Below are 25,063 nucleotides of genomic sequence, written 5' to 3'. Positions count from 1 at the left end.
GGCACTCCGGCACCGCGGGCACAATCGGAAGATGGAGCAGCCCTCGGAAATAGCCGTCGATGTGCCGCGTCCCTGGGACAAACCCCTTGTTTCTGTCCCCGTACTCGCCTGTCTGTCATTGGTGGGCGGCCAGTTACCGTCGTTCTCCCTGTCCGCGAACCTCTACACCCTGGGCACCGGGGGAGCGCTGATCTGGCTCGGACTCACCAACCGGGTGCCCCGTCGCCGGCCGCCCGCCCGGCCGGGTCCGGGCACGATCTGGTGGGTGCTGCCGGTTGCCGTCTTCGGGGTGTTCGAGGGCGCCACCTTCGCCCTCGGTTCCGGTGACGACTTCCCGACCTTCTCCCGCCTGGCCGATCCGCTGCTGACCGACGAGCTGACCCGGTCGGCCGTGTACTTCGGCTGGCTGGCGGCCTTCTGGGCGCTGGTGCGCCGATGAGCGGGACCCGGATGCTCGCGATCGGCGGTTTCCTGCTGGCCTTCGTCCTGTTCGCGGTGGTCGAGTGGGCGGCCCGGCGGGAGGGCTCGCGAATTCCTACTCTCGGTGACGTCTGCGCCCAGGTGATGCGGTACGAGGTGGGCCCCGTCCCGGTGGGCCGAATCGGCCTCTTCGGGTTCTGGTGGTGGCTGGGCTGGCACTTCTTCGCCCGCTGACCCCGCAGGTCAACGCACCGTACCGTTCCGTATCGCGGGATTGGTGTACAGAATGTGGACCTGAACGATAGCTTGGTTTGTGATGCGTGCCACGGTTCCACACCCGGTGCCGGGCGCCTCCAGGGTCAACCGACCCGGGCTCACGCTGCCCTGACCGACCCCGTCCGGCGACCCCGGAGGGCGGGCCGGCGGCGATCAGCAGAACCCGTACGCGAACGGTCGCCTCCCTGTGCGGCCGACGCACCCTGGAAAAGGAGCCGTCCCATGGCCACCACCAAGACCAAGCCGGAGACCACCGACGAGGCTCGTGAGCAGGCCCGTCGCGCGCTGCAGACGTCGATGGACACCCGCCAGTGACACCACCGGTGCGCGGCTGACGACCGAGGATCAACCCACTCGGCCGTCGGCCGCCCACCCGCTCCGCCCCTGCGCGACTGAGTAAGTCCCGTGGAGCATTGCAGTCCTTACGGGAGCCGTGCCAGGATCAGGCGCGATGAGCAACCCCACCGTCGCCGGTCCGCACCCGCCCCCGATCACCTCGCGCCGGATCGCCCGGCTGGCCGTACCGGCCCTGATCGTGCTCGCCGCCGAGCCGCTGTACGTCCTGGTGGACACCGCCGTGGTGGGCCACCTGGGCCGGGTGCCGCTCGCCGCGCTGGCGATCGCCGGCACGGTGATGACCCTGGTCGTCTGGCTCGGCACCGTCGCCGCGTACGGCACCACCGGCCGTTCGGCGCGCCGGTTCGGTGCCGGTGACCGCGCCGCCGCGGTGGAGGAGGGCGTACAGGCGTCCTGGCTGGCCCTCGCTTCCGGCGTACTCATTCTGCTCGTGGTCCAGATCGCGGCCGGACCGCTGGCGCGGACCCTTGCCGGCGACGACCCGGCGGTGGCCGGCGCCGCCGCCGACTGGCTGCGGATCGCCGCCCTCGGCGCACCCGGCCTGCTGCTCGCGGCGGCCGGGAACGGCTGGCTGCGGGGCGTGCAGGACACCCGGCGTCCACTCTTCTTCGTGCTCGGCCCCAACCTGCTCTCCGCCGCGCTCTGCCCGCTGCTGGTCTACCCGGCCGGGCTCGGCCTGGTCGGCAGCGCGGTCGCCAACGCCACCGCACAGACCCTCGGCGGGATCCTCTTCGTCGGCGCCCTGGTCGCCGAACGGGTGTCGCTGCGCCCCCGGCCACCGATGATCGTCGGTCAGCTCGTGCTCAGCCGCGACCTGCTGGTACGCGGAGCGGCCTTCCAGGCCAGCTTCCTGTCCGCGACCGCCGTCGCCGCCCGGTTCGGTGCCGCGTCGGTCGCCGCCCACCAGATAGCCCTGCAACTCTGGTTCTTCACCGCGCTGGTGCTGGACGCGCTGGCCATCGCCGCCCAGTCGCTGATCGGCGCGGCACTCGGCTCCGGCGACGTGGCCGGCGCCCGGGCGCTGGCCCGCCGGCTCGCCCTGATCGGTGGCGCCTGCGGGATCGTCTTCGCCCTGCTGGTCGCCGCCGGCGCTCCGGTGGTGCCGTCCTGGTTCAGCGCCGACCAGCAGGTACGCGACCAGGCGCTGGTCGCGTGGCCGTGGTTCGTCGGCATGCAACCGATCGCCGGGGTGGTGTTCGCCCTCGACGGGGTGCTGATCGGCGCGGGCGACCTGCGCTACATGCGCGATCTCACCATCGTCGCCGCGGTGGGCGCCTTCCTGCCGGCGATCTGGGCCGCCTACGCCCTCGACCTGGGACTCGGCGGCATCTGGGCCGGCCTCGCACTGTTCCTGGTAGTACGCCTCGCCGGCCTACTCCTCCGCCTCCGCACCGACGCCTGGTCCATCGCCGGCCCCACCCGCTAAACCCCCACCCCCACCCCCACCCCCGTCCCGTCCCCACCCCACCCCACCGGGCGATCTTGCAGTTGTGGTGCCCGAAGATGCCTTACTTCTTCTGATTTGCGCACAGCCACAAGTGCAAGATCGCCGGGCTGGGTGGGGTCGGGCGGGGTGGGGACGGGGCGGAGGGTGGGTGGGGGAGGGGTGGGGGCCGGCGTCTGGCAGGCTTGGCGGTTGTGAGCGTCGACGGTCTGATTGTGGTGGACAAGCCCGGTGGTATGACGTCGCACGATGTGGTGGCGCGGATCCGCCGGTTCGCCCGGACCCGGAGGGTCGGGCACGGCGGCACCCTGGACCCGATGGCGACCGGGGTGCTGGTGATCGGCGTCGGTCGGGCGACCCGGCTGCTCACGTACGTGATCGGCGCGGGGAAGCGGTACACCGCCACGATCCGGCTCGGGCAGTCGACGATCACCGACGACGCCGAGGGCGACGTGGTCACCGAGGCGTCGGCGGGCGACATCACCGACGAACAGGTCCGCGCCGGCCTGCTGCCGTTGACCGGCGAGATCGACCAGGTGCCCAGCGCGGTGAGCGCGATCAAGATCGACGGGCAGCGGGCGTACAAGCGGGTGCGGGACGGCGAGGCGGTGCAGCTCGCGGCCCGCCGGGTGACGGTCTCCCGGCTCGACCTGCTGGCGGTCCGGCGCCCGACACCGGAGCTGGTGGATCTCGACGTCGACGTGACCTGCTCGTCCGGGACGTACATCCGGGCGATCGCCCGGGACCTCGGTGCGGCGCTCGGCGTCGGCGGGCACCTGACCGCGCTGCGGCGTACCGCCGTCGGCGGGTTCGAGCTGACCGAGGCGGTGACCCTGGACGAGCTGGCCGAGCGGGAGCCGCAGGACGTGGTGAACCTGCCGGTCGAGGCGGCGGCCCGGAGGTTCTTCACCTCCCGGCAGGCCGACGCGGCCGAGGCGAAGGTGCTCTCCCACGGTGGCCCGCTGGAACCGGCCGGCATCGACGGGCCGTACGCCGTGTTCGACCCGGCCGGCGGCCTGATCGCTATCGTCAGCGAGCGGGGCGGCCGGGCCCGGGCGGAGATCGTGCTCGCCCCGGCCTGAGCAGGAGAAGGGGACCCGGCCTGACCGGGGAAGCGGGACCCGGCCGGGCGTTGCGGGCCGGAACAGTGCGCCGGTCGTGGGAAGCGGGCCGGGCCGGGGGCGGACGAGCGGAAGGGACGCGGATGCAGCGTTGGCGGGGGTACGACGGGGTGCCGGGCGGGTGGGGCCGGTCGGTGGTGACCATCGGCGTCTTCGACGGGGTGCACCAGGGACACCAGGCGATCATCGGGTACGCGGCGAAGCGGGCCCGGGAACTCGGGATGCAGTCGGTGGTGGTCACCTTCGACCCGCACCCGTCCGAGGTGGTCCGGCCGGGCACCCACCCGGCGGTGCTGACCGAGCCGACCCGGCGGGCGGAACTGATCGAGGAACTCGGCGTCGACGTGCTCTGGGTGGTGCCGTTCACGCCCGAGTTCTCCCGGTTGACCGCCGAGGAGTTCGTGCACAACGTCCTGGTGGAGAACCTGCACGCGGCGCTGGTGGTGGTCGGGGAGAACTTCCGCTTCGGGCACCGGGCCGCCGGTGACGTGGTCCTGCTGGAGCGGCTCGGCCGTACGTTCGGCTTCGCCGTGGAGGGGGCACCGCTGGTCGCGCGCGACGAGACCGTCTTCTCCTCGACGTACATCCGGGCCTGTGTGGCGGCGGGGGACATGGCCGCCGCCACGGCCGCGCTCGGCCGACCGCACCGGCTCGACGGCGTGGTGGTCCGGGGCGACCAGCGGGGGCGGGAGATCGGCTTCCCGACCGCGAACCTGCTCTGCCACCGCTACGCGGCGGTCCCGGCGGACGGGATCTACGCCGCCCGGCTGGTCCGGCACGGCGGACGGGCCGGTCAGCCACCCGAGGTACGGCCGGCGGCGGTGTCGATCGGCACCAACCCGACGTTCAACGGCCGGGAGCGCCGGGTGGAGGCGTACGTGCTCGACTTCGCCGGTGATCTCTACGGGGAGCGGTTGGCGATCGACTTCGTCGAGCGGCTGCGCGAGACCCGCCAGTACGACGGCATCGATCCACTGGTGGCGCAGATCAACGAGGACGTGGCGCAGGTCCGTGCGCTGCTCGGTTGAGCGGCGCGGCCGGCCCTTCAGGGGGTTGACGTACCCCGGGCTGGTAATGTGACGGAGACGTCGGGTCACCGACGAGGGTCCTCGCGCGCCTGCACGACGCCGCGGGTGCGAGGTATTCACTAGAAACCCACCAGAACAGGGAGAAAATGGCGCTCGATCAGGAAGCAAAGAGCAAGATCCGGCAGGAATACGCGACCGCCGAGGGCGACACCGGTTCGCCGGAGGTCCAGGTCGCGGTCCTCACCAAGCGCATCGCCGACCTCACCGAGCACCTCAAGGTGCACAAGCACGACCACCACAGCCGTCGTGGTCTGCTGCTGCTGGTCGGCCGTCGTCGCCGGCTGCTCAACTACATGCAGAAGAAGGACATCAGCCGCTACCGGACGCTCATCGAGCGTCTCGGCCTGCGGAGGTGACTGAGCGGGGGAGTGGCGCGACGTCGGGTTCGTCCCGGCGACGACCGCTCCCCCGACCCGTCACCAACGAATAACAGGGGCCAGCGCGACCACCCAACGGGAGCAGGTCGGCACCGGTCCTCGGTAGTGGCCCCCGGGCCCCCGGCACATGCCGGCACCCCGGGCGCTTCGATCGAAGACCGGCCGTTCGAACAGTTCCCCATGCCAACCGGGCGCGCGCCGGAACCTACCGGCGCATCGGGAGGTCGTGAGCCCCACGACCGAAGGAGTGCAACACACTCATGACCGAGCAGAACACTCTCGGCACCGAGCAGAGCAAGGCCGTGATCGACAACGGTGCGTTCGGCACCCGCGAGATCACCTTCTCCACCGGCCGCCTGGCCCGCCAGGCCGCCGGCTCCGTCATCGCCCAACTCGGCGAGACGGTGGTCCTCTCCACGACCACCGCGGGCAAGCAGCCCAAGGAGCAGTTCGACTTCTTCCCGCTCACCGTCGACGTCGAGGAGCGGATGTACGCCGCGGGCCGGATCCCCGGTTCGTTCTTCCGCCGCGAGGGGCGCCCGAGCGAGGACGCGATCCTCACCTGCCGCCTGATCGACCGGCCGCTGCGCCCGTCCTTCGTCAAGGGCCTGCGCAACGAGGTCCAGGTCGTCGAGACCGTGCTGGCGCTCGACCCGCAGCACCCGTACGACGTGGTCGCGATCAACGCCGCGTCGATGTCCACCAAGCTCTCCGGCCTGCCGTTCTCCGGCCCGATCGGTGCCACCCGGATGGCGCACGTGGACGGCCAGTGGGTGGCCTTCCCGACCCACGAGGAGCTGGCCCGGGCCACCTTCGACATGGTCGTGGCCGGTCGGACCCTGGCGGACGGCGACGTCGCGATCATGATGGTCGAGGCCGAGGCGACGGCGAACACCGTGGCCCTGGTCGCCGGCGGTGCGACCGCGCCGACCGAGGAGATCGTGGCCGGTGGCCTGGAGGCCGCCAAGCCCGCCATCCGTGAGCTGTGCCGGGCGCAGAGCGCGCTGGCCGAGGTCGCGGCGAAGCCGGTGGCCGAGTTCCCGCTCTTCCTGGACTACCAGGACGACACGTTCGAAGCGGTCGCCGCGATCGCCCGTGGCGACGTCGCCGAGGCACTCCGGATCGCCGGCAAGGCCGAGCGCGAGGAAGCCCTGGACCTGATCAAGGACCGGGTGCGCGAGCAGCTCGCGACCGACTTCGAGGGACGCGAGCGCGAGGTCAGCGCCGCCTTCCGGTCGCTGACCAAGTCCGAGATGCGGGCCCGGGTCCTGCGGGACCAGGTCCGGATCGACGGCCGTGGCCCGCGCGACATCCGGCCGCTGACCGCCGAGATCCAGGTGCTCCCGCGGGTGCACGGCTCGGCGCTGTTCGAGCGCGGCGAGACGCAGATCCTCGGCGTCACCACGCTGAACATGCTCCGGATGGAGCAGGCGCTGGACACCCTCTCCCCGGAGAAGTCCAAGCGCTACATGCACAACTACAACTTCCCGCCGTACTCGACCGGTGAGACCGGCCGGGTCGGTGCGCCGAAGCGCCGCGAGATCGGCCACGGGGCGCTCGCCGAGCGGGCCCTCATCCCGGTGCTGCCGGCGCGGGAGGAGTTCCCGTACGCCATCCGGCAGGTCTCCGAGGCGCTTGGCTCGAACGGCTCCACCAGCATGGGTTCGGTCTGCGCGTCCACCCTGGCGCTGCTGTCCGCCGGTGTGCCGCTCAAGGCGCCGGTTGCCGGCATCGCGATGGGTCTGATCTCCGACGAGGTCGACGGCAAGACCCAGTACGTGACGCTGACCGACATCCTCGGTGCCGAGGACGCGTTCGGTGACATGGACTTCAAGGTCGCCGGTACGCCGGAGTTCGTCACCGCGCTCCAGCTCGACACCAAGCTCGACGGCATCCCGTCGGACGTGCTGGCCGCCGCGTTGCAGCAGGCGCACGAGGCTCGTACCACGATCCTCGGCGTGATGCAGCAGGCGATCGAGGGCCCGGCCACGATGTCGGACTACGCACCCCGGGTGACCACGGTCCGGATCCCGGTCGACAAGATCGGCATGGTGATCGGGCCGAAGGGCCAGACCATCAACGCGATCCAGGACGAGACCGGCGCCGAGATCTCGATCGAGGACGACGGCACGATCTACGTCGGCGCGACCAACGGCCCGTCGGCCGAGGCCGCGGTGGAGCGGATCAACGCGATCGCCAACCCGACGCTGCCGAAGATGGGGGACAAGTTCCTCGGCACCGTGGTGAAGACCGCCCCGTTCGGCGCCTTCGTCTCGCTGCTGCCCGGCCGGGACGGCCTGCTGCACATCTCCAAGGTCGGCGATGGCAAGCGGGTCGAGCGGGTCGAGGACTTCCTGAACGTCGGCGACCGGGTCGAGGTGTCGATCGCCGACATCGACGCCCGGGGCAAGATCTACCTGGACAAGGTGCGTCCGGAGGGCGAGGAGGCACCGGCCGAGGCCGACGGCGCCGACCGTCCGGCCAGCCGGGGCGGCGACCGTGGCCCGCGTGACCGGGGCGACCGGGACCGGGGCGACCGTGGCCCGAGCCGTGGTGAGGGCGAGGGTGGCGGTGAGGGCGGCGGCGAGCGTCGTCGCCGGGACCGCCGTAGCTGATCCACAGGGTTGACCAAACGGGCCGTGTCCTGTCGATCACGTCGATGGGACACGGCCTGTCCATCTCCACCGAGCTAGGAGTCCTGGTTCCTTGAAGCGGGATACGCAACCACCATTTCTCCTGACTCGGCCGGGACACGGCCGGTCCGCCGGTGGCACCGGCGCTCACCGGGCGCCGGCTCGGGCGGTGACCCGTACGCTCAGCACCGATCCGCTCGGCGGCACCGTACGGCGTACCGTCCTGCCCAGCGGTCTGCGGATCCTCACCGAGGCGATCCCGACCGTACGGAGTGTCTCGTTCGGCGTCTGGGTGTCGGTCGGTTCGCGGGATGAGACCGGTGCCTCCGCCGGTGTCTCGCACTTCCTCGAACACCTGCTGTTCAAGGGCACGAACAAGCGGAACGCGCTGGAGATCTCGGCCGAGATCGAGGCGGTGGGCGGCGAGACGAACGCCTTCACCACCAAGGAGTACACCTGCTACTACGCGCGGGTGCTCGACCAGGATCTGCCGCTGGCCATCGACGTGATGTGCGACCTGGTCGCCGACTCGGTGCTCGACCCGGCCGACGTGGAGACCGAACGCGGGGTGATCCTCGAAGAGATCGCCATGCACGACGACGAGCCCGGCGACGAGGTGCACGACCTGTTCGCCACCGCCATCTACGGCGACCACCCGCTCGGCCGGCTGATCTCGGGTACCGAGGAGACCATCTCCCCGATGACCCGCCGGCAGATCCAGACCTTCTACAAGAAGCGCTACACCGCGCCGAACATCGTGATCTCCGCCGCCGGCAACCTCGACCACGCGACCGTGGTCAAGCTGGTCCGCCAGGCGCTGCGTGGCACCCCGCTGGACACCCCGGCGGCCGACCCGGCACCGCCGCGTCCGGCCACCCCGGCGACGAAGACCAGGGTCGGGCGTACGGCGGTGGAGCACAAGGAGACCGAGCAGGCGCACGTGATCCTCGGCTGTGCCGGCATCGGCCGGGTCGACGACCGGCGGTTCGCGCTCGGCGTACTCAACAACGTGCTCGGCGGCGGCATGTCCAGCCGGCTGTTCCAGGAGATCCGGGAGCAGCGCGGGTTGGCGTACTCGGTCTACTCCTACGCCAGCCAGTACGCCGACAGCGGCGTGTTCGCCGTCTACGCCGGTTGCGCCCCGGGCAAGGTCGAAGAGGTCCTGAACCTGGTCCGGGCCGAGTTGGCCGAGGTCGCCGCGAACGGCATCAGCCCGAGCGAACTCGCCCGGGGCAAGGGCATGGCGAAGGGCTCGTACGTGCTCGGCCTGGAGGACACCGGTTCCCGGATGAGCCGGCTGGCCAAGGGCGAGCTGCTCTTCGGTGACCTGCTCTCGGTCGACCAGTTGCTGGCCCGGGTGGACGCGGTCACGGCCGAGGAGGTCAACGCGCTCGCCGCGGACCTGCTCGCCCGCCCGATGTCGCTCGCGGTCGTCGGCCCGTTCGGCGAGGACGACTTTCCCGCGAGCTGACCGTGCCGATCGAGCCGCAGGCTGACTGTGTCGATCGGCCCGCAGGCTGACTGTGTCGTTCGGCCCGCAGGCCGACCGTGTCGGCGGCCACCGGTGGGCCGCCGGATGGGACGTCTGCGGGTGCCTCCCGAGCGGGGTGGGATAGGTTGTGCCCCGTGAGTGACGGACTTGAAGCACTGGCGGAGACGTCGGCGGAGCCGCTGCGGGTCGGGGTGCTCGGCGCCCGGGGCCGGATGGGCATCGAGGTGTGCAGGGCGGTGGACGCCGCCGACGACCTCGAACTGGTCGCCATGGTCGACCAGGGCGACCAGTTGTTCTCCGCCTCGGACGCGGGTGCCGAGGTGGTTGTCGACTTCACCACCCCGGACGTGGTGATGGACAACCTGCACTGGTGCGTCGAGCAGGGCATCAGCGTCGTGGTCGGCACGAGCGGGTTCACCGAGCAGCGCCTCGACCGGGTGCGCAACTGGCTCTCGCACAAGCCGGGTGTCGGTGTGGTGATCGCCCCCAACTTCGGCATCGGCGCGGTCCTGATGATGCAGTTCGCCGCTCGGGCCGCCCGGTTCTTCGAGTCGGTCGAGGTGATCGAGCAGCACCACCCGGGCAAGCTCGACGCGCCCAGCGGCACGGCCACCCACACCGCGCGGTTGATCGCGCAGGCACGGGCCGAGGCCGGCCTCGGCGCCGGACCGGACGCCACCAAGGACGAGGTGCCGGGTGCGCGCGGGGCGGAGATCGACGGCGTACGGGTCCACTCGGTCCGCGCCGCCGGCCTGGTCGCGCACCAGGAGGTCCTGTTCGGTACGACCGGCGAGACGCTCACCATCCGGCACGACTCGTACGACCGGGCGTCGTTCATGCCCGGTGTGCTGCTGGCGATCCGTTCGGTGCCCCGCCGCCCCGGTCTCACCCTCGGTCTGGACGCCCTGCTCGACTGAGCATCCCTGGTTGCCCTTGGCCCGGCAACCGAGCATCCCTGGTTGCCCTTGTCTCGGCAACTGAGCACCCCTGGGCATGACGTCGTCCCGGCACCGGTTGATCCGGTGCCGGGACGTTGTCGTCCGGTGGGTGTTACCGCTCGTCGATCACGGTGAGACCGGCCGGTAGTCCGGTGACGGTGGCGACACCGTCACGGTCCACGGAGACGTCGACCGGGGCGCCGGCCACCCGCAGCCGCTGCGCGCTGACCGCGCCGAGCGGGGCGCCGTGCAGCGGACGGAGGCGTACGGTGCCGGCCGGCACGTCCGGGTAGAGCCCGACGGCCGCCTGGAGCAGGACCACGGCGGCGGCCGCGGACCAGGCCTGTGGCTGGCAGGCCGCCGGGTACGGCGCCGGCCGGCCCAGGGTGGCCCGGTCGTCGCCGCTGAACAGTTCGGGCAGCCGGTAGTCGAACGCCTCGGCGGCGCTGAGCAGCCCCTCGGCGAGCTGCGCGGCCGGGGCGGTGAAGCCCTCCCGGGCCAGCCCGGCGATGACGATCGCGGTGTCGTGCGACCAGATCGAGCCGCAGTGGTACGACAGCGGGCTGAAGCCGCCGTCGGTGGCGGACATGGTCCGCAGCCCGAACCCGCCGGCCAGGCCGGGTCCGGCGATCGCCTCGGCGACCTGGGTCGACTCGGCCGCCGTCAGCAGTCCGGTGCCGAGCAGGTGGCCGATGTTGCTGGTCAGCGCGTCGACCGGGCGCTTGTCCCGGTCCAGGGCCAGGGCCGGGTACGGCCCGTCGGGGCCGTCGACCCAGAACTGGTTGCGGAACCGTTCGGCGAGCCGACCGGCGTAGTCGAGCCAGCGTTGCGCGCCGGGCCGGCCGAAGGCGGCGAGCAGGGCCGCGCCCTGGGTGGCCGCCTGGTACGCGTAACCCTGCACCTCGGCCAGGGCGATCGGGGCGTGGGCGAGGGAGCCGTCCCGGAACCGGACCGAGTCGAAGGAGTCCTTCCACCCCTGGTTGGCCAGGCCCCGGCCGCTGGTGTCGACGTACTCGACGAAGCCGTCACCGTCGGCGTCGGCGTGGTCGGCGAGCCAACCGAGTGATGCCTCCAGGGCGGGCAGCAGGTCGGCCACCTCGTTGTCGGCGAGTCCCCAGCGCCAGGCGTCGTGCAGCAGGTTGACCCAGAGCATGGTGGCGTCGACGGTGCCGTAGTAGGCGGCGGGCAGGTGCAGGCCGTTGCCGGCGACGGTGAACTCGTCCCGGCGCAACTCGTGCATGATCTTGCCGGGGGCCTCGCCGGAGTTGGGGTCGATCTTCGTCCCCTGCCGGCGGGCGAGCACCCGCAGCGTGCTGGCGGCCAGGTCGGTGCCGAGCGGGAGCATCATCCTGGCTGCCCAGAGGCTGTCCCGGCCGAACAGGGTGAGGAACCAGGGGACCCCGGCGCCGAGGAAGACGTCCTGCGGGGCATCGGCCTCGGCCAGCCGCAGTCCGCGCAGGTCGTCGAGGGACCGGTCGAGCAGCCGGGTGAGCCGCCGGTCGTCGGCCCGTACCTCCGGGCGGGACCAGGCAGGTTCCGCGGGCGGTGCGACAACCACGGCGCGCGGGTCGTCGACGACCAGGTGAAACCGCAGTACGGCCGAGGTGCGCGGGGCCAGCTCGACCGGCCAGACCAGCCGGGCCGTGCCGTCTCCCGCGACGGCGGTCACCGCGCCGGTGCCGGTGTTGGTGCTGGCGTTCGTGACCGCCGCAGCGCCCGTGCCGCCGCCCGTGCCGATGGTGCCGCCGGCGACGACCGGTTCGCCGGTCACCACGACGGTGATGCCGTCGCCGGCCCAGGTCAGCTGGCCGGGTTCGCCGCTCTTGGCTTCGAGGTCGACGGTCGCGCCGCCGGACTTGACCACCTCGATCGGGGCCAGGTCGCAGCCGAGGTCGAGGGTGACCTCGGCGCGGACCGGGGCGGTGGCGGTGGAGAAGACGTGGATCTCCTCGGTCAGCCCGCGCGAGGTCATCCGGCGGATCCGGTCGATCCGTACGGTCGGGTCGGGGGTGTCGTCGCCGAGCCAGCGGGCCAGCGAGACGAACCGGGCGCCGTGCGGACCGTCGGTGCCGTGGGTGATCGACTCCGGCTCGCGGCCGTCGACCAGGAGTTCGGCGCGGGACAGCACCCGGGCGTCGGCGTGGAACACGCCCTGTACGCCGGCCGGCCGGATCTGCCCGTCCTGGCCGCTCAGGGTGCTGGTCGGGGCGAGGACGACACCGACAAGATCGTGCAGCAACGGTTGCAGGTAGCGGTTGGTCACGAGGAGCTCCTGAGCGGGGGGCGGGGCGTTGACGAACCCTTGACAACTCGTCGCGGGCGGTGCAACATGCGAAACATTCCAGAAACTTGAACGATCCAATAATGCCTCATCAGAGTTTGAACGTTCAAGACGGGAGGGAGGATTTATGGCACAGAAAGTGACCATCGCGACAGTGGCCCGCCATGCCGGGGTCAGCCGCCAGACCGTCTCGAACGTGATCCACAGCCCGGAGATCGTCCGCGAGGAAACCCGCGAACGGGTTCGGGAGGCCATCTCCGTCCTCGGTTACCGCGCCAGCCAGGCCGCCCGGCAGATGCGTACGGGGCGATCCCAACTGATCGCCGTACGGATCGAGCCGACCCGGGACGGGATCAACGGCTCGGTCCTCGACCGTTTCCTGCACGGGCTCACCGAGGCGGCCGGCGAGGCCGGCTACCGGGTGATGCTCTACACGGCCGAGGACCCGACCACCGAGATCGCCACCTACGACGACCTGCTCGGCGCGTACGACCTGGACGCGTTCGTGCTCACCGGCACCGACCACGGCGACATCCGTACCGCCTGGTTGGCCGAACGGAAGGTGCCCTTCGTCACCTTCGGTCGGTCCTGGGACGCGCCGGAGCGCTACCCCTGGGTCGACGTCGACGGTGCCGTCGGCACCGCCGCAGCCACCGCCCACCTGGTCACTCAGGGTCACCAACGGATAGCCTTCATTGGCTGGCCGGTTGGTTCCGGGGTGGGCGACAACCGCCGTGCCGGCTGGGCGTCGACCGTCCGGGCGACCGGCGCCGACCCGGCCGAACTCGACCGGGCCACCCCGGATGGCATTACTCAGGGTGAGGCGGTGGCGGATGAACTGCTCGGTCTGCGGAAACCGCCGACGGCGATGGTCTGTGCCAGCGACTCGCTGGCGCTGGGCGCCCTCCAGGCGGTCCGGGCCCGCGGCGTGACCGTGGCGGTCACCGGTTTCGACGACACCCCGGTCGCCCAGGCGATCGGGCTGACCAGTGTGAGCCAGCCGCTGGCCCAGGCGGCGGCGAGCTGCGTGGACCTGCTGACCGGCGTGCTCGACGGCGGCGGCATCCGGGACGGCCGTACCGGGGACGGCGCACCGGCCCAGGTGCTGCTGGCGCCGTCGCTGGTGCTCCGCCAGTCCGGCTGACCGGGCGCACGGACACCCCCAACTGCATACCTCGTACCTCCCAAGCACCACCGGTATCCCACCCCCCACCAGGAGATTGACATGGCACGACGTTTCATCCGGCGCTCGGCTGTGGCGGGCATCGCCGTGGCGGCGCTGTTCGGTTCCACCGCCTGTGGCGGTGGCTTCGACGACGACAACGCCGACAGCGCCCAGAACAGTGGCCCGGCCAACATCCAGATCCTGATCGGCTCGTCCGGCGAGGCCGAGACCAAGGCGGTGCAGGACGCGGCGACCGCGTGGGCCAGCAGCTCCGGCAACACCGCGACGGTCACCCCGGCGCAGGACCTCACCCAGCAGCTCGGCCAGGCCCTTGCCGGCGGCACCCCGCCGGACGTCTTCTACGTCGACGCCGGCCGCTTCGCCGACTACGCCAGCGTCGGCGCGCTGGAGCCGTACGGGGACAAGCTCGCCGACGGCGGCGACTTCTACGACAGCCTGCGCCAGACGTTCACCTACGACGGCAAGTTCTACTGCGCGCCGAAGGACTTCTCCACCCTCGCGCTTGAGATCAACACCGATCTGTGGGCCAAGGCCGGGCTGACCGACGCGGACATCCCGACCACCTGGGAGCAGCTCACCACCACCGCCCAGAAGATCAAGGCGAAGGGCATCACCCCGATGGCGATCGGCGACACCCGGGACCGGGTCGGCGCCTTCCTCGCCCAGGCCGGCGGCTGGATCACCAGCGCCGACGGCAAGCAGGCCACCGCCGACAGCCCGGCCAACCTCCAGGCCCTGGAGTACGTCAAGACCCTGCTCGCCGGTGGTCTGGCGCAGTACCCGAAGCAGCTCGACGCCGGCTGGGCCGGTGAGGCCTTCGGCAAGGGCAAGGTCGCGATGACCATCGAGGGCAACTGGATCAAGGGCGGTCTGCAGAACGACTTCCCGGACACCAAGTACACCGTGCACCCGCTGCCGGCCGGCCCGAAGGGCAAGGGCACGCTCTCCTTCACCAACTGCTGGGGGATCGCGGCCAAGAGCCAGCACAAGGAGCAGGCGATCAAGTTCGTCGAGGCGATGACCAGCGTCGACCAGCAGATGACCTTCGCCAAGGCGTTCGGTGTCATGCCGTCGCGCGAGTCCGCCCGGGACCAGTACACCCAGGCGTTCCCGGCCGACAAGCCGTTCATCGACGGCGCCGAGTACGCCCAGGGCCCGGTCAACGCCCCGAAGATGGACAGCGTCCTGGTCGACTTCGACGCCCAGCTCTCCGCGCTGGCCAGCACCGACCCGAAGACGATCCTGCAGAACCTGCAGAAGAACACCGCCGCCACCCTCGGCGGCTGACCTCCTGAGGAAGGGCCCCCGGTCCGCGGACCGGGGGCCCACCCGCACCGACCCGTACCCCTCGAAAGTTCCCCCTCGAAAAGAGGAAGCATGGCTTCCGGAGTCCCGGCCGCTCCCCGCCGCCTACGTGGTGGGATCCGCGGCAACGAGCGGATCGCCGGCTGGGTCTTCGTCGCCCCGGTCGTGGTGATCCTCGGCGTTTTCATGCTGCTGCCGATCCTGATGGCGCTCTGGGTGAGCCTCACCTCCTGGAACGGTCAGGGCAGCCCGTTCACCGGCAAGGTCCCGTTCGTCGGGGCGGACAACTACACCCACCTCTTCACCGAGGACGGGTTGGCCCGCCGCGACTTCATGACCTCGATCCGGAACAACATCTACTACGTGGCGATCGTCGTACCGGTGCAGACCGCACTGGCACTCTTCCTCGCCCTGGTGGTCAATCACCGGATGCTCAAGGGCAAGTCGTTCTTCCGTACGGCGTTCTACTTCCCGTCGGTCACCAGCTCGGTCGCGATCAGCGTGGTCTTCCTGTTCATGTTCGCCAACTCCGGGGCGATCAACGGGCTGCTGGGCCTGTTCGGGATCGACGGGCCGCAGTGGTTCGCCGACTCGCGCGGCATCCTGCACCTGTTCTTCGGCCTGTTCGGGGTGGACGAGCCGCCGGCCGCGTTGAGCAGCGGCGGCCCGCTCGGGCTGAGCTGGTGGGACTGGCTGTCCGGGCCGAGCGTGGCGATGACGGCGATCATCGCGCTGGTCATCTGGACCACCTCGGGCACCTTCATGCTGATGTTCCTCGCCGCGCTGCAGAACGTCCCGGTGGCGCTGGAGGAGGCCAGCGTGCTCGACGGGACGACCCGGTGGCAGCGGCTGCGTTACCTGACCCTGCCGATGATCAAGCCGACCCTCTTCCTGGTGCTGACCCTCGGCCTGATCGGGTCCTGGCAGGTCTTCGACCAGATCTACGTGATGAGTCAGGGCAATCCGGCGAAGACCACGCTCACCCCGGCGTACCTGTCCTACCGGACCGCGTTCCGCGACTTCGACTACGGCGCCGGCGCGGCGATCTCGTTCGTCCTGTTCCTGATCATCATCGTGCTGACCCTGGCGCAGCGGCGGTTGATGCGCGACCGGGACACCGGCCGCTCGCACCGCTGGTGGCGCCGGTCCGAGCGGAGGTCGTGAGATGTCCATCGTGACCGAGCCCCCGACCAGGGGAAACGCGCCGGCCGCTGACCCACCGCCACCGCCGGAACGCACGCCCAGGCCCGCCGCCACCTCCGGCCACCGGCGGGAGCCGCGCAGCCTGGTGACCAGCTTCGTCGGGTACGCCATCCTGATCTTCTTCGCGCTGGTCTTCCTCTACCCGTTCGTGATCCAGATCGCCAGCTCGTTCAAGACCGAGCCGGACGCGGCGGCGAACCCGCTCTCCCCGGTGCCGAACCCGGTCGACCTGGACAGCTTCCAACGGATCTTCGAGGGGACGAACTTCCCGCTCTGGCTCGGCAACTCGCTGCTGGTCACGGTCGTGGTGACGCTCGGCCGGGTGTTCCTGGACTCGCTCGCCGGGTACGCCCTGGCCCGGCTGCGCTTCCGGGGCCGGACAGCGATCTTCGCCGCCGTGGTGGCGGTGATGGCCGTACCCGGTGTGGTGCTGCTGATCCCGAAGTTCCTGGTCCTCAACCAGCTCGGCATCTACAACACGTACACCGCGCTGATCCTGCCGCTGCTGGTGGACGCCAGCGGGGTCTTCATCATGAAGCAGTTCTTCGAGTCGGTGCCGCCCAGCGTCGAGGAGGCGGCCCGGATCGACGGCGCGGGGGTGTTCCGTACGTTCTGGTCGGTGGTCCTGCCGACCGCCAGACCGGCCCTGATCACGCTGACCATCCTGTCGTTCCAGGGCTCCTGGAACGAGTTCCCGCACTCCCTGGTCGCGGTCCAGGACCCGAACCTGTTCACCCTGCCGCGTGGGCTCGCCGACCTGGTCAGCGGCTCGCTCGGCGCGGGTACGCAGTACCCGCTCAAACTCGGCGCCGCGTTGCTGGCCACCATCCCGGTGGCGATCATCTTCGTGGTGTTCCAGCGTTACTTCGTCCGCGACGCCAACCAGGGCGCCGACAAGGGCTGACGCCCGCCGGGGCCGCGCCCGACCGGGGCCGGCCCCGTGGCACGGGGAGCCCGCGCACGCTCACGAAGCGTCCGTGGGCTCCTCGGTGCCGGTCGACAACTCGGCGTCGGTGCCGGTCGACGGCTCGGCGTCGGTCGCCGAATCCGCGTCCAGGGAGACGTGCAGGCGCAACTGGGGGACCAGCATGTCGTCCACGTCCAGCGCCCGGGTCGCCCCGTCCGGCTCCCAGCCGGTGCTGGCCAGGAACGCCCTGGTCGCCTCGTCGCCGTCGAAGGCCCAGGCGATTGCCGTACGGGCGCCGTCCTCACGCCACAGGTCGACGCTCGCCGCCAACAGCCGACTGCCGTGCCCACGGCGGCCCCAGCGCGGCTCCACCAGCAGGTCGGTCACCCCGATCAGGTCCGGGACCAGCGTTTGCGCGGGTTCGTCCGGGGCAAGTGACTGCTCGTCTGCCGGTCCGGATGCGGCAAAACCCACCAGATAAGATTTCTCCGCCTGCTCGATCGCCACCAGGACGCGGTGCCGGGGCGACGGTGGTGCCTCGATCGCGGCGGACCACCGCTTGCCGAGCCACCCCTCGTCCAACCGGTCGAGCACGTGCTTGGGCAGCAGCCGGCGATAGGCGACCCGCCAGGTCGCGAGCTGAATGCGTGCGATCTCGGCGGCGTCCTCCGGACGCGCCGGGCGGACGTACCCGAGAGCCATGAACGGTGAGCGTACGGACGCGAGGGAGGCGACGGTGGCGCAGGGTACCTTCCGGCGAACCCGGTACCAGGTACTCTTCGTGCTCGCCCTGGCCGTACTGGTCGCCGCGTTCCTGTCGGTGGCGGCCGTCGGGCACGGATTCTTCGACCTCAAGGTCTACTCCGGTGCCCTGCACTACTGGGCCCGTGAGGGCGGCGAGATCTACGACTGGCTCAAGCCGAACAGCAAGTACGGCTTCACCTACCCGCCGTTCGCCGCCCTGGTCATGCTGCCGCTGGCGTACCTGCCGTTCACGGTGTCGATGGTGCTGAGCGTCTCCGCCACCGTCGTGGTGAGCGTGCTCCTGCTCTGGTGGCTGGTCGACCCGATCGCCCGCCGGGTGGGCTGGACCCGCTGGTTCGCCCTGGCGGTGGCGGCCCTGCTCGCGGCGGCCTTCGAGCCGATGCGCGAGACGGTCGACTTCGGCCAGGTCAACATGCTCCTGCTGGTGCTGGTCGCGGCCGACCTGCTCTGGCTGGTCCGCCCCGGCTACGCCGCACCCGGGCAGGTCGTACCCGGTAGTTTCCTGCCCGGACGGGCCCCGGCCGGCGGTCTGCGGACCCCGTCCCGGTACAAACGCTGGGCCGGGGTGGGCATCGGGCTCGCCACCGCGATCAAGCTGACACCGGGCATCTTCATCGTCTACCTGCTGGTCACCGGGCGGTGGCGGGCGGCGCTCACGGCCAGCGGGACCGCGGCCGTGGCGACCCTGGTCGCCGCCGCGATCGCCCCGGACGCCTCACGGGAGTTCTGGACCACCGCGCTCTGGGACACCGACCGGGTCGGCGAGCTGGCGTTCATCTCCAACCAGTCGTTGCAGGGGATGGTCGCCCGGCTCGACCCGGCGCAGCCGAGCAAGCTGGCCTGGCTGATCCTGGTCGGCGCCGCGGTGGTCATCTGGGCCTGGCGGGTACGGGCCGCTGTGCGCATCGGTGACGAGGTGACCGGGCTGGCGCTGACCGGGGTGCTGGGTGCGCTGGTCAGCCCGGTGACCTGGGTGCACCACCTGGTGTGGCTGATCCCGGCGCTGGTCCTGCTGGTCGACCACGCGTACGGGTCACCCGCCGGCAGCCGAAGGCGGCGCTGGCTGCTCGCCTTCGCGATCGTCGCGTACGCGGTGCTGTGCAGTCGACTGGTCTGGCCCTGGGAGCACGACTTCACCGGAGTGGGCGGGTTCCTCGGCAGCAACGCCTACGTCTGGGTCAGCATCGCGCTGCTGGTCGGGCTGCCGATCGGGGCACCGTCACGGCTAGCCGAGCCGGGCGGCGTACCGAAGCTCGACCAGCCCGAGCGGCGGCCGTCCCCCGGTCCGGTGTAGCTCGTACGTCGACTGCTCGCCGTCGGTGACCAGTCCGGCGCGTTCGTAGAACCGGCGGGCCCGTTCGTTCTCCGCCAGCACCCACAGTCGGATGTCCCGCCACCCGCGTTCGGTGAGCCCGGTCAGCCCGGCGACCATCAGGTCCCGGCCGACGCCGGTGCCCCAGTGCGCCGGGTCGACGTACATCGTCAGGATCTCGCCGTAGGTGTGGTCGAGGTCGTCCCGGTCCTGGTTGTTGCGGTACGGACCGAAGGTGGTGAACCCGATCACGGTGTCGTCCCGTTCCGCCAGCAGGGTGGTGAACGGGTGCTCCGGGTCGGCGGTCCCGATGTCGCGCCGCCGCTGCGCCCACGCCTGTACGTTCAGCCGGGCCAGCACCTCGTCCGGCATGATGCCCGCGTACCCGGCCTGCCAGGTGCGTACGTGCACGCTCGCGACCGCCTCGGCGTCGGCGGGTTCCTCCGGTCGGATCGTCAGCACGTGTCCGTTCTAACCCCTGCCGGGCGGCGAGTCCAGCCCATCGGGTCGCGCCCCGGCCCGGATACCCCGGATGAGTGTCGGAGGGTGCGGTTAGGGTGCGGGGCGATGGGAGTTTCTGAATCTTTGTCGCTGGCCCAGGCCCGGCGGGTGGCGCTGGCCGCCCAGGGTTTCGCCGACCCGGTGCCCACCGCCGTGCCGACCGCGCGTCATCTGCGCCGGGTGCTCGGCCGGGTGGGGCTGCTCCAGATGGACTCGGTCAACGTGTTGCAGCGGGCGCACTACCTGCCGCTCTACAGCCGGCTCGGCCCGTACCCGACCGACCTCCTCGATCGGGCCGCCTACCGACCGCCGCGGGACCTGTTCGAATACTGGGGGCACGAGGCGTCCCTGGTCCCGGTCGACCTGCAACCGCTGCTGCGTTGGCGGATGGCCGCCGCCCGGGACGAGTCGTGGGGCGGGATGCGCCGGATCGCCCAGGAGCAGCCGCAACTCGTCGCCTGGGTCCGGGACGAGGTGGCCGACCGGGGTCCGCTGACCGCGGCCGAGATCGAGCACGACGCCCCCCGCGAAACCGGGAACTGGGGCTGGAACTGGTCGGAGGTGAAACGGGCGCTGGAGTTCCTCTTCTGGGCCGGCGAGGTCGCCGCCGCCAGCCGGACGAACTCCTTCGCCCGCCGCTACGACCTGCCCGAACGGGTCCTGCCGGCGGCGGTGCTGAACACACCGACCCCGGAGCCGGCGGACGCGTACCGGCGGTTGGTGGCGATCGCGGCCCGGTCCCTGGGGGTGGCCGCCGAGCCGGAGTTGCGCGACTACTTCCGGCTGCCGGTGGCGGCGGCGCGGGCGGCGGTGGCGGAACTCGTCGAGGCGGGGGAGCTCCTGCCGGTGACGGTCCAGGGCTGGCGGCTGCCGGCGTACCTGCACGTCGATGCCCGGCTGCCCCGGTGGATCCGGGCGAACACGCTGGTCAGCCCGTTCGATCCGCTGGTCTGGGAGCGGGCCCGGACCGAGCGGCTGTTCAACTTCAGCTACCGGATCGAGATCTACGTCCCGGCCCCGCAGCGGATCCACGGCTACTACGTCCTGCCGTTCCTGCAGGGGGAGCGGTTCACCGCCCGGGTGGACCTGAAGGCCGACCGGAAGGCGGGTCTGCTGCTGGTGCCGGCGGCCTGGCTGGAGCCGGGCGCGGACCCGGCCGACACCGCGTTGGCGCTCGCCGCCGAGCTGCGCCGGCTCGCCGGCTGGCTCGGCCTGAGTGCGGTCGCACCGCCCGTCGCGGGCGATCTCGCCGGCCCGCTCACCGCCGCCCTGGTTTCCACCACCGGTGTACGGTGAGAGCGGCCGGCGCGGACGAGTGGGGTGGCTATGACCAGCACGGGTGGACCGACCACACCGCCCGACCTGCCGACCGTCGTGGGGCCGCAGTGGACACCCGATCCGGACGCCCCGCAGCAGTGGTACCCGGTGGCCGCCGAACCCGACCGGATCACCCGGTTCTTCGACCGGATCGCGGCCCGGTCCCCGCGCTGGTTGGCGCCGGTCGCGATCCTGGCCTGTTTCGGTGGTGCGGTCGGTTACACGCTCTACGCCGACCCGACCCGCAGCGCCCCCGACGCGGCACCGACCTGTCTGCTGAAGCTGACCACCGGGCTGGACTGTCCCGGCTGCGGCGGCACCCGCGCGTTCTGGTACCTGCTCCACGGTGACCTGCCGGCCGCCGCCCGGCACCACATCCTCTTTGTCTTCGCCGTCCCGTTCCTGCTCTACGTCTACGCCGCCTGGGCCGGCAAGCAGCTCTTCGGCTGGCGCCTGCCGCAGCTCTCGATCGGCCCGGTCACCATCGGGGTGTTCCTCGGCGCCTGGATGGCCTTCTCGGTGTTGCGCAACCTGCCGTGGACACCGTTCACCTGGTTCTACGTCTGACACCGGGAACCCCTTGCGACGCGGCCGTCGCCGGAGCCACTAGAGTCCCAGGAATGCCGGAAATCGTGTCACCGCAGGTCAAGCTCATCGCGTGGACCCAGTTCCAGGCCCCCGAAGAGGTGCCCTGGTCGACCGACGCCGACGGTGGCCAGGCGCTCGCCGAGTTCGCCGGACGGGCCTGCTACCAGTCGTGGAAGAAGCCGAACCCGGCCACCGCGACCAACGCCGGTTACCTCGCGCACATCCTCGAGGTCGGCCACCTCTCCGTGCTGGAGCACGGGAGCGTGACGTTCTACTTCACCGGGGTGTCCCGGTCGTTCACCCACGAGCTGATCCGGCACCGGCACTTCTCGTACTCGCAGCTCTCCCAGCGGTACGTGCCGGAGCGCGACGCCGCCGTGGTGGAGCCGGCCGTGATCGCCGAGGACGCCGAGCTGCACAAGCGGTTCGTCGAGGCGACCGAGGCGAGCGTACGGGCGTACAACGAGTTGCTGGAGGGGCTGGAGCAGCGGTTCGCCGACGTGACGAACCCGACCCTGCGGCGCAAGCAGGCCCGGCAGGCGGCCCGCGCGGTGCTCCCGAACGCCACCGAGACCCGGATCGTGGTCAGCGGCAACTACCGGGCCTGGCGGCACTTCGTGTCGATGCGGGCCACCGAGCACGCGGATGTCGAGATCCGTGAGCTGGCCGTGGAGTGCCTGCGCCAGCTCCAGCAGGTGGCGCCGAACGTGTTCGCCGACTTCACCGTCAGCACCCTCCCGGATGGCACCGAGGTGGCCACCAGCCCGTACGCCGAGCAGTCCTGAGCACTTCCCCGGCGGCCGGGCGGTGGGCGTCCGATAGGTTAGCGGTATGACGCACGACCACCCTGCCGCCGCCGACCGGGCGGTATCCCGTCCCTTCGGGCGACTGCTCACGGCCATGGTCACGCCGTTCACCGCGGACGGCTCGCTGGACCTCGACGGCGCGGCCCGCCTCGCCACCTATCTGGTGGACGAGCAGGCCAACGACGCCCTTGTGATCAGCGGCACCACCGGCGAGTCGCCCACGACCACCGACGCGGAAAAGGAACGCCTGCTCCGGGCTGTGGTGGAGGCGGTCGGTGACCGCGCCCAGGTGGTGGCCGGGGTCGGCACCAACGACACCCGGCACACGATCGAGCTGGCCGCCTCCGCGGAGAAGGCCGGCGCCCACGGGCTCCTCGTGGTGACGCCGTACTACAACAAGCCGCCACAGGCCGGTCTGCTGCGGCACTTCACCGCGGTTGCCGACGCGTCCAGCCTGCCGATCATGCTCTACGACATCCCGCACCGCGCCGGAGTGCCGATCGACTCCGAGACGCTGGTACGGCTGGCCGAGCACGAGCGGATCGTCGGGGTGAAGGACGCCAAGGGCGACCTGTTCGCCACCTCCTGGGTGACCAGCCGCACCGACCTGGCGTACTACTCCGGCGAGGACGCGCTCACGCTGCCCTTCCTGTCGATCGGCGCGGTCGGCCTGGTCGGCACCTCCACGCACTTCACCGGTGCGCTCAGCAAGCAGTTGATCGAGGCGTACGAGCGGGGCGAGCACGACACCGCCCTGCTCCTGCACCGGCGGCTGCTGCCGTTGTTCACCGGAATCTTCCGTACCCAGGGCACGATCCTGGTCAAGGCCGGCCTCGCGGCGTCGGGTCTGCCCGCCGGTCCGGTTCGTCCCCCACTGGTCGACGCGACCGAGGCCGAGGTCGCCCAGTTGCGCGCCGACTGCGCCGACGCGGGTCTGGAGTTGCCGGCATGAGTGGGTCAATCAGTAAGGTCGGCGGCATGGGCAAGCTGAACAGTAGGACGACGGCACCGACCGATCGCGGCGAGGCGGTGGCATGAGCCAGCCGCAGGCGCGCGAGTTGGAACTTCCCCCACCGCTGCCCGTAGGTGGGCTGCGGGTGATACCGCTCGGCGGACTGGGCGCCATCGGGCGCAACATGACCGTTTTCGAGTACGACGGCAAGCTGCTGGTGGTCGACTGCGGGGTCCTCTTCCCCGACGTCGAACAGCCGGGTGTCGACCTGATCCTGCCCGACTTCGCACCGATCCTCGATCGGCTCGAGGACGTGCAGGCGATCGTGTTGACCCACGGGCACGAGGACCACATCGGCGCGGTGCCGTACCTGCTCGCTCACAAACCGGACATTCCGCTGGTCGGTTCGCAGTTCACCCTCGCACTGGTCGAGGCGAAGCTCGCCGAGCGGCGGATCGAGCCGTACACGCTGACCGTGCGGGAGGGCGGGCGGGAGCGGCTGGGTCCGTTCGAGTGCGAGTTCTTCGCCGTCAACCACTCGATCCCGGACGCCCTCGCGGTGGCCATCCGTACCCCGGCCGGTCTGGTGCTGCACACCGGTGACTTCAAGATGGACCAACTTCCGCTGGACGGACGGCTGACCGACCTGGCCGGGTTCGCGCGGCTCGGTGCCGAGGGCGTCGACCTGCTCCTCTCCGATTCGACCAACGCGGAGATCCCCGGTTTCGTGACGCCGGAGCGGGAGATCGGCCCGATCCTCGGCTCGATCTTCGGCAAGGCACGCGGCCGGATCATCGTGGCGTCGTTCGCCTCGCACGTGCACCGGGTGCAGCAGGTGCTCGACGCGGCCACCGAATACAACCGCAAGGTGGCCCTGATCGGCCGGTCGATGGTCCGCAACATGGGCATCGCCCGCGACCTCGGGCTGCTACAGATCCCGCCGGGCCTGGTGGTCGGGCTGGACGAGGCGACCACCCTTCCGCCGAACCAGATCGTCTTCATGTCGACCGGGTCGCAGGGCGAGCCGATGAGCGCGCTCGGCCGGATGGCCACCGGCGACCACCGGCACATCACCGTGGCGGCCGGCGACACCGTCGTGCTGGCCAGTTCCCTGGTGCCGGGCAACGAGACCTCGGTCTACCGCGTGATCAACCGGCTGTCCCGGGCCGGTGCGACCGTCATCCACAAGGACGTCGCGAAGGTCCACGTCTCCGGCCACGCCCCCGCCGGTGAGCTGCTCTACCTGCTCAACGTCGTACGGCCGAGCAACCTGCTGCCGGTGCACGGCGAGTGGCGGCACCTGCGGGCGCACGCCCGGCTGGGCATCGAGTCCGGTGTCGCCGCCGACCGGGTGGTGATCGCCGAGGACGGCGACGTGGTGGACCTGGTCGAGGGCCGGGCCACCCTGGTCGGTCACGTGCAGAGCCGGTACGTCTACGTCGACGGTCTCGCCGTCGGCGACGTGGGTGAGTCGCTGCTCACCGAGCGGCGGATGCTCGGCGACGGCGGTTTCATCGCCGCGACCGTGGTGGTCGACTCGGTGACCGGCAAGGTCGTCGGCGGACCCACCGTGTCGGCAAAGGGCTTCTCCGACGACCCGGACGCGTTCAACCCGGTGATCCCGCTGATCACCGAGGCGCTGAGCCGGGCCGCCACCGAGGGCATCACCGATCCGCACCAGCTCCAGCAGATCGTCCGCCGTACGGTCGGACGCTGGGTGAACGACGCGTACCGCCGCCGGCCGATGATCGTGCCGAACGTGGTCGAGGTCTGACGAGAGTCGAACTCATCCGG

21 protein-coding genes and 1 pseudogene are annotated in these 25,063 nt (G+C 71.1%); 19 read left to right on the top strand and 3 right to left on the bottom strand.

Annotation, left to right across the window (positions count from 1 at the left end; genetic code table 11):
• Window positions 1-31 precede the first annotated feature (31 nt).
• The 9 genes and pseudogenes from OIE47_RS05170 to dapB all read left to right on the top strand — a co-directional run bounded on the left by OIE47_RS05170 (window position 32) and on the right by dapB (window position 10,125).
• Window positions 32-439 (top strand): hypothetical protein, encoded by a 408-nt coding sequence (locus tag OIE47_RS05170; RefSeq protein WP_326560341.1) that lies wholly within the window; start codon window positions 32-34, stop codon window positions 437-439.
• Window positions 436-654 (top strand): DUF6186 family protein, encoded by a 219-nt coding sequence (locus OIE47_RS05165; protein ID WP_326560340.1) that lies wholly within the window; start codon window positions 436-438, stop codon window positions 652-654. Before OIE47_RS05170 ends, OIE47_RS05165 begins: the two co-directional genes overlap by 4 nt.
• Before the next feature lie 509 nt (window positions 655-1,163).
• Window positions 1,164-2,479, top strand: a pseudogene (locus tag OIE47_RS05160) (MATE family efflux transporter); the annotation flags it as partial.
• Window positions 2,480-2,691: 212 nt separating this feature from the next.
• Window positions 2,692-3,579, top strand: coding sequence for a tRNA pseudouridine(55) synthase TruB (gene truB / locus OIE47_RS05155; protein ID WP_326560338.1), 888 nt, complete (start codon window positions 2,692-2,694; stop codon window positions 3,577-3,579).
• A 122-nt stretch (window positions 3,580-3,701) separates the two neighbouring features.
• Entirely contained in the window at window positions 3,702-4,646 is a 945-nt protein-coding gene (locus OIE47_RS05150; protein ID WP_326560337.1) for a bifunctional riboflavin kinase/FAD synthetase, read from the top strand.
• 146 nt (window positions 4,647-4,792) lie between these two features.
• Window positions 4,793-5,062 carry a 30S ribosomal protein S15 gene (gene rpsO / locus OIE47_RS05145; protein WP_326560336.1) on the top strand — a complete coding sequence of 90 codons (270 nt, stop codon included), beginning with the start codon at window positions 4,793-4,795 and terminating at the stop codon, window positions 5,060-5,062.
• 281 nt (window positions 5,063-5,343) lie between these two features.
• Entirely contained in the window at window positions 5,344-7,698 is a 2,355-nt protein-coding gene (locus tag OIE47_RS05140) for a polyribonucleotide nucleotidyltransferase (RefSeq protein WP_326560335.1), read from the top strand.
• 121 nt (window positions 7,699-7,819) lie between these two features.
• Window positions 7,820-9,187 carry a M16 family metallopeptidase gene (locus OIE47_RS05135; protein ID WP_326562997.1) on the top strand — a complete coding sequence of 456 codons (1,368 nt, stop codon included), beginning with the start codon at window positions 7,820-7,822 and terminating at the stop codon, window positions 9,185-9,187.
• 176 nt (window positions 9,188-9,363) lie between these two features.
• A complete protein-coding gene (gene dapB / locus OIE47_RS05130; protein ID WP_326562996.1) occupies window positions 9,364-10,125 on the top strand; it encodes a 4-hydroxy-tetrahydrodipicolinate reductase in 762 nt (253 codons plus the stop codon).
• Between the two features lie 133 nt (window positions 10,126-10,258).
• On the opposite strand, the gene OIE47_RS05125 is transcribed toward dapB, so the two are convergent.
• Window positions 10,259-12,409, bottom strand: coding sequence for an amylo-alpha-1,6-glucosidase (locus OIE47_RS05125; protein ID WP_326560334.1), 2,151 nt, complete (start codon window positions 12,407-12,409; stop codon window positions 10,259-10,261).
• Window positions 12,410-12,554: 145 nt separating this feature from the next.
• Between OIE47_RS05125 and OIE47_RS05120 the strand changes: the two genes are divergently transcribed.
• The 4 genes from OIE47_RS05120 (at window position 12,555) to OIE47_RS05105 (ending at window position 17,025) form a co-directional block, all read left to right on the top strand.
• Window positions 12,555-13,571: a substrate-binding domain-containing protein gene (locus tag OIE47_RS05120; protein ID WP_326560333.1), complete on the top strand. Its 1,017-nt coding sequence runs from the start codon at window positions 12,555-12,557 to the stop codon at window positions 13,569-13,571.
• Between the two features lie 81 nt (window positions 13,572-13,652).
• The gene (locus tag OIE47_RS05115; protein WP_326560332.1) at window positions 13,653-14,900 is read left to right on the top strand and encodes a sugar ABC transporter substrate-binding protein; all 1,248 of its coding nucleotides are present in this window, start codon (window positions 13,653-13,655) and stop codon (window positions 14,898-14,900) included.
• A gap of 90 nt (window positions 14,901-14,990) precedes the next feature.
• Window positions 14,991-16,082: a carbohydrate ABC transporter permease gene (locus tag OIE47_RS05110; RefSeq protein WP_326560331.1), complete on the top strand. Its 1,092-nt coding sequence runs from the start codon at window positions 14,991-14,993 to the stop codon at window positions 16,080-16,082.
• A gap of 1 nt (window position 16,083) precedes the next feature.
• A complete protein-coding gene (locus tag OIE47_RS05105; RefSeq protein ID WP_326560330.1) occupies window positions 16,084-17,025 on the top strand; it encodes a carbohydrate ABC transporter permease in 942 nt (313 codons plus the stop codon).
• 60 nt (window positions 17,026-17,085) lie between these two features.
• On the opposite strand, the gene OIE47_RS05100 is transcribed toward OIE47_RS05105, so the two are convergent.
• Window positions 17,086-17,730: a GNAT family N-acetyltransferase gene (locus tag OIE47_RS05100; RefSeq protein WP_326560329.1), complete on the bottom strand. Its 645-nt coding sequence runs from the start codon at window positions 17,728-17,730 to the stop codon at window positions 17,086-17,088.
• A gap of 34 nt (window positions 17,731-17,764) precedes the next feature.
• Between OIE47_RS05100 and OIE47_RS05095 the strand changes: the two genes are divergently transcribed.
• Window positions 17,765-19,087: a glycosyltransferase 87 family protein gene (locus tag OIE47_RS05095; protein ID WP_326560328.1), complete on the top strand. Its 1,323-nt coding sequence runs from the start codon at window positions 17,765-17,767 to the stop codon at window positions 19,085-19,087.
• Here OIE47_RS05095 and OIE47_RS05090 read toward each other — a convergent pair.
• Window positions 19,019-19,567, bottom strand: coding sequence for a GNAT family N-acetyltransferase (locus tag OIE47_RS05090; protein ID WP_326560327.1), 549 nt, complete (start codon window positions 19,565-19,567; stop codon window positions 19,019-19,021). The two genes, OIE47_RS05095 and OIE47_RS05090, sit on opposite strands and share 69 nt — an antisense overlap.
• Window positions 19,568-19,672: 105 nt before the next feature.
• Between OIE47_RS05090 and OIE47_RS05085 the strand changes: the two genes are divergently transcribed.
• The 5 genes from OIE47_RS05085 (at window position 19,673) to OIE47_RS05065 (ending at window position 25,043) form a co-directional block, all read left to right on the top strand.
• Complete coding sequence (locus OIE47_RS05085) at window positions 19,673-20,902, top strand: winged helix-turn-helix domain-containing protein (RefSeq protein WP_326560326.1); 1,230 nt, start codon at window positions 19,673-19,675, stop codon at window positions 20,900-20,902.
• 30 nt (window positions 20,903-20,932) lie between these two features.
• Window positions 20,933-21,490 carry a DUF2752 domain-containing protein gene (locus tag OIE47_RS05080; RefSeq protein WP_326560325.1) on the top strand — a complete coding sequence of 186 codons (558 nt, stop codon included), beginning with the start codon at window positions 20,933-20,935 and terminating at the stop codon, window positions 21,488-21,490.
• Window positions 21,491-21,543: 53 nt separating this feature from the next.
• Entirely contained in the window at window positions 21,544-22,296 is a 753-nt protein-coding gene (gene thyX, locus OIE47_RS05075) for an FAD-dependent thymidylate synthase (RefSeq protein ID WP_326560324.1), read from the top strand.
• A 46-nt stretch (window positions 22,297-22,342) separates the two neighbouring features.
• Entirely contained in the window at window positions 22,343-23,269 is a 927-nt protein-coding gene (gene dapA / locus OIE47_RS05070; protein WP_326560323.1) for a 4-hydroxy-tetrahydrodipicolinate synthase, read from the top strand.
• An 82-nt stretch (window positions 23,270-23,351) separates the two neighbouring features.
• Complete coding sequence (locus tag OIE47_RS05065; protein ID WP_326560322.1) at window positions 23,352-25,043, top strand: ribonuclease J; 1,692 nt, start codon at window positions 23,352-23,354, stop codon at window positions 25,041-25,043.
• Window positions 25,044-25,063 lie beyond the last annotated feature (20 nt).

This window comes from Micromonospora sp. NBC_01796 (assembly GCF_035917455.1).
Lineage (GTDB): Bacteria > Actinomycetota > Actinomycetes > Mycobacteriales > Micromonosporaceae > Micromonospora_G.
The sequence above is the reverse complement of the archived record's forward strand: the minus strand, read 5'-3'. Positions and strand labels throughout refer to the sequence as shown.

Bases quoted from the DNA above. Each gene is read 5' to 3' on its own strand.
- dapA (WP_326560323.1), top strand. From the start codon at position 22,343: ATGACGCACGACCACCCTGCCGCCGCCGACCGGGCGGTATCCCGTCCC.
- OIE47_RS05150 (WP_326560337.1), top strand. From the start codon at position 3,702: ATGCAGCGTTGGCGGGGGTACGACGGGGTGCCGGGCGGGTGGGGCCGG.
- OIE47_RS05100 (WP_326560329.1), bottom strand. From the start codon at position 17,730: ATGGCTCTCGGGTACGTCCGCCCGGCGCGTCCGGAGGACGCCGCCGAG.
- OIE47_RS05115 (WP_326560332.1), top strand. From the start codon at position 13,653: ATGGCACGACGTTTCATCCGGCGCTCGGCTGTGGCGGGCATCGCCGTG.
- OIE47_RS05065 (WP_326560322.1), top strand. From the start codon at position 23,352: ATGAGCCAGCCGCAGGCGCGCGAGTTGGAACTTCCCCCACCGCTGCCC.
- OIE47_RS05165 (WP_326560340.1), top strand. From the start codon at position 436: ATGAGCGGGACCCGGATGCTCGCGATCGGCGGTTTCCTGCTGGCCTTC.
- OIE47_RS05170 (WP_326560341.1), top strand. From the start codon at position 32: ATGGAGCAGCCCTCGGAAATAGCCGTCGATGTGCCGCGTCCCTGGGAC.
- OIE47_RS05080 (WP_326560325.1), top strand. From the start codon at position 20,933: ATGACCAGCACGGGTGGACCGACCACACCGCCCGACCTGCCGACCGTC.
- OIE47_RS05085 (WP_326560326.1), top strand. From the start codon at position 19,673: ATGGGAGTTTCTGAATCTTTGTCGCTGGCCCAGGCCCGGCGGGTGGCG.
- OIE47_RS05110 (WP_326560331.1), top strand. From the start codon at position 14,991: ATGGCTTCCGGAGTCCCGGCCGCTCCCCGCCGCCTACGTGGTGGGATC.
- OIE47_RS05140 (WP_326560335.1), top strand. From the start codon at position 5,344: ATGACCGAGCAGAACACTCTCGGCACCGAGCAGAGCAAGGCCGTGATC.
- thyX (WP_326560324.1), top strand. From the start codon at position 21,544: ATGCCGGAAATCGTGTCACCGCAGGTCAAGCTCATCGCGTGGACCCAG.
- rpsO (WP_326560336.1), top strand. From the start codon at position 4,793: ATGGCGCTCGATCAGGAAGCAAAGAGCAAGATCCGGCAGGAATACGCG.
- OIE47_RS05120 (WP_326560333.1), top strand. From the start codon at position 12,555: ATGGCACAGAAAGTGACCATCGCGACAGTGGCCCGCCATGCCGGGGTC.
- OIE47_RS05105 (WP_326560330.1), top strand. From the start codon at position 16,084: ATGTCCATCGTGACCGAGCCCCCGACCAGGGGAAACGCGCCGGCCGCT.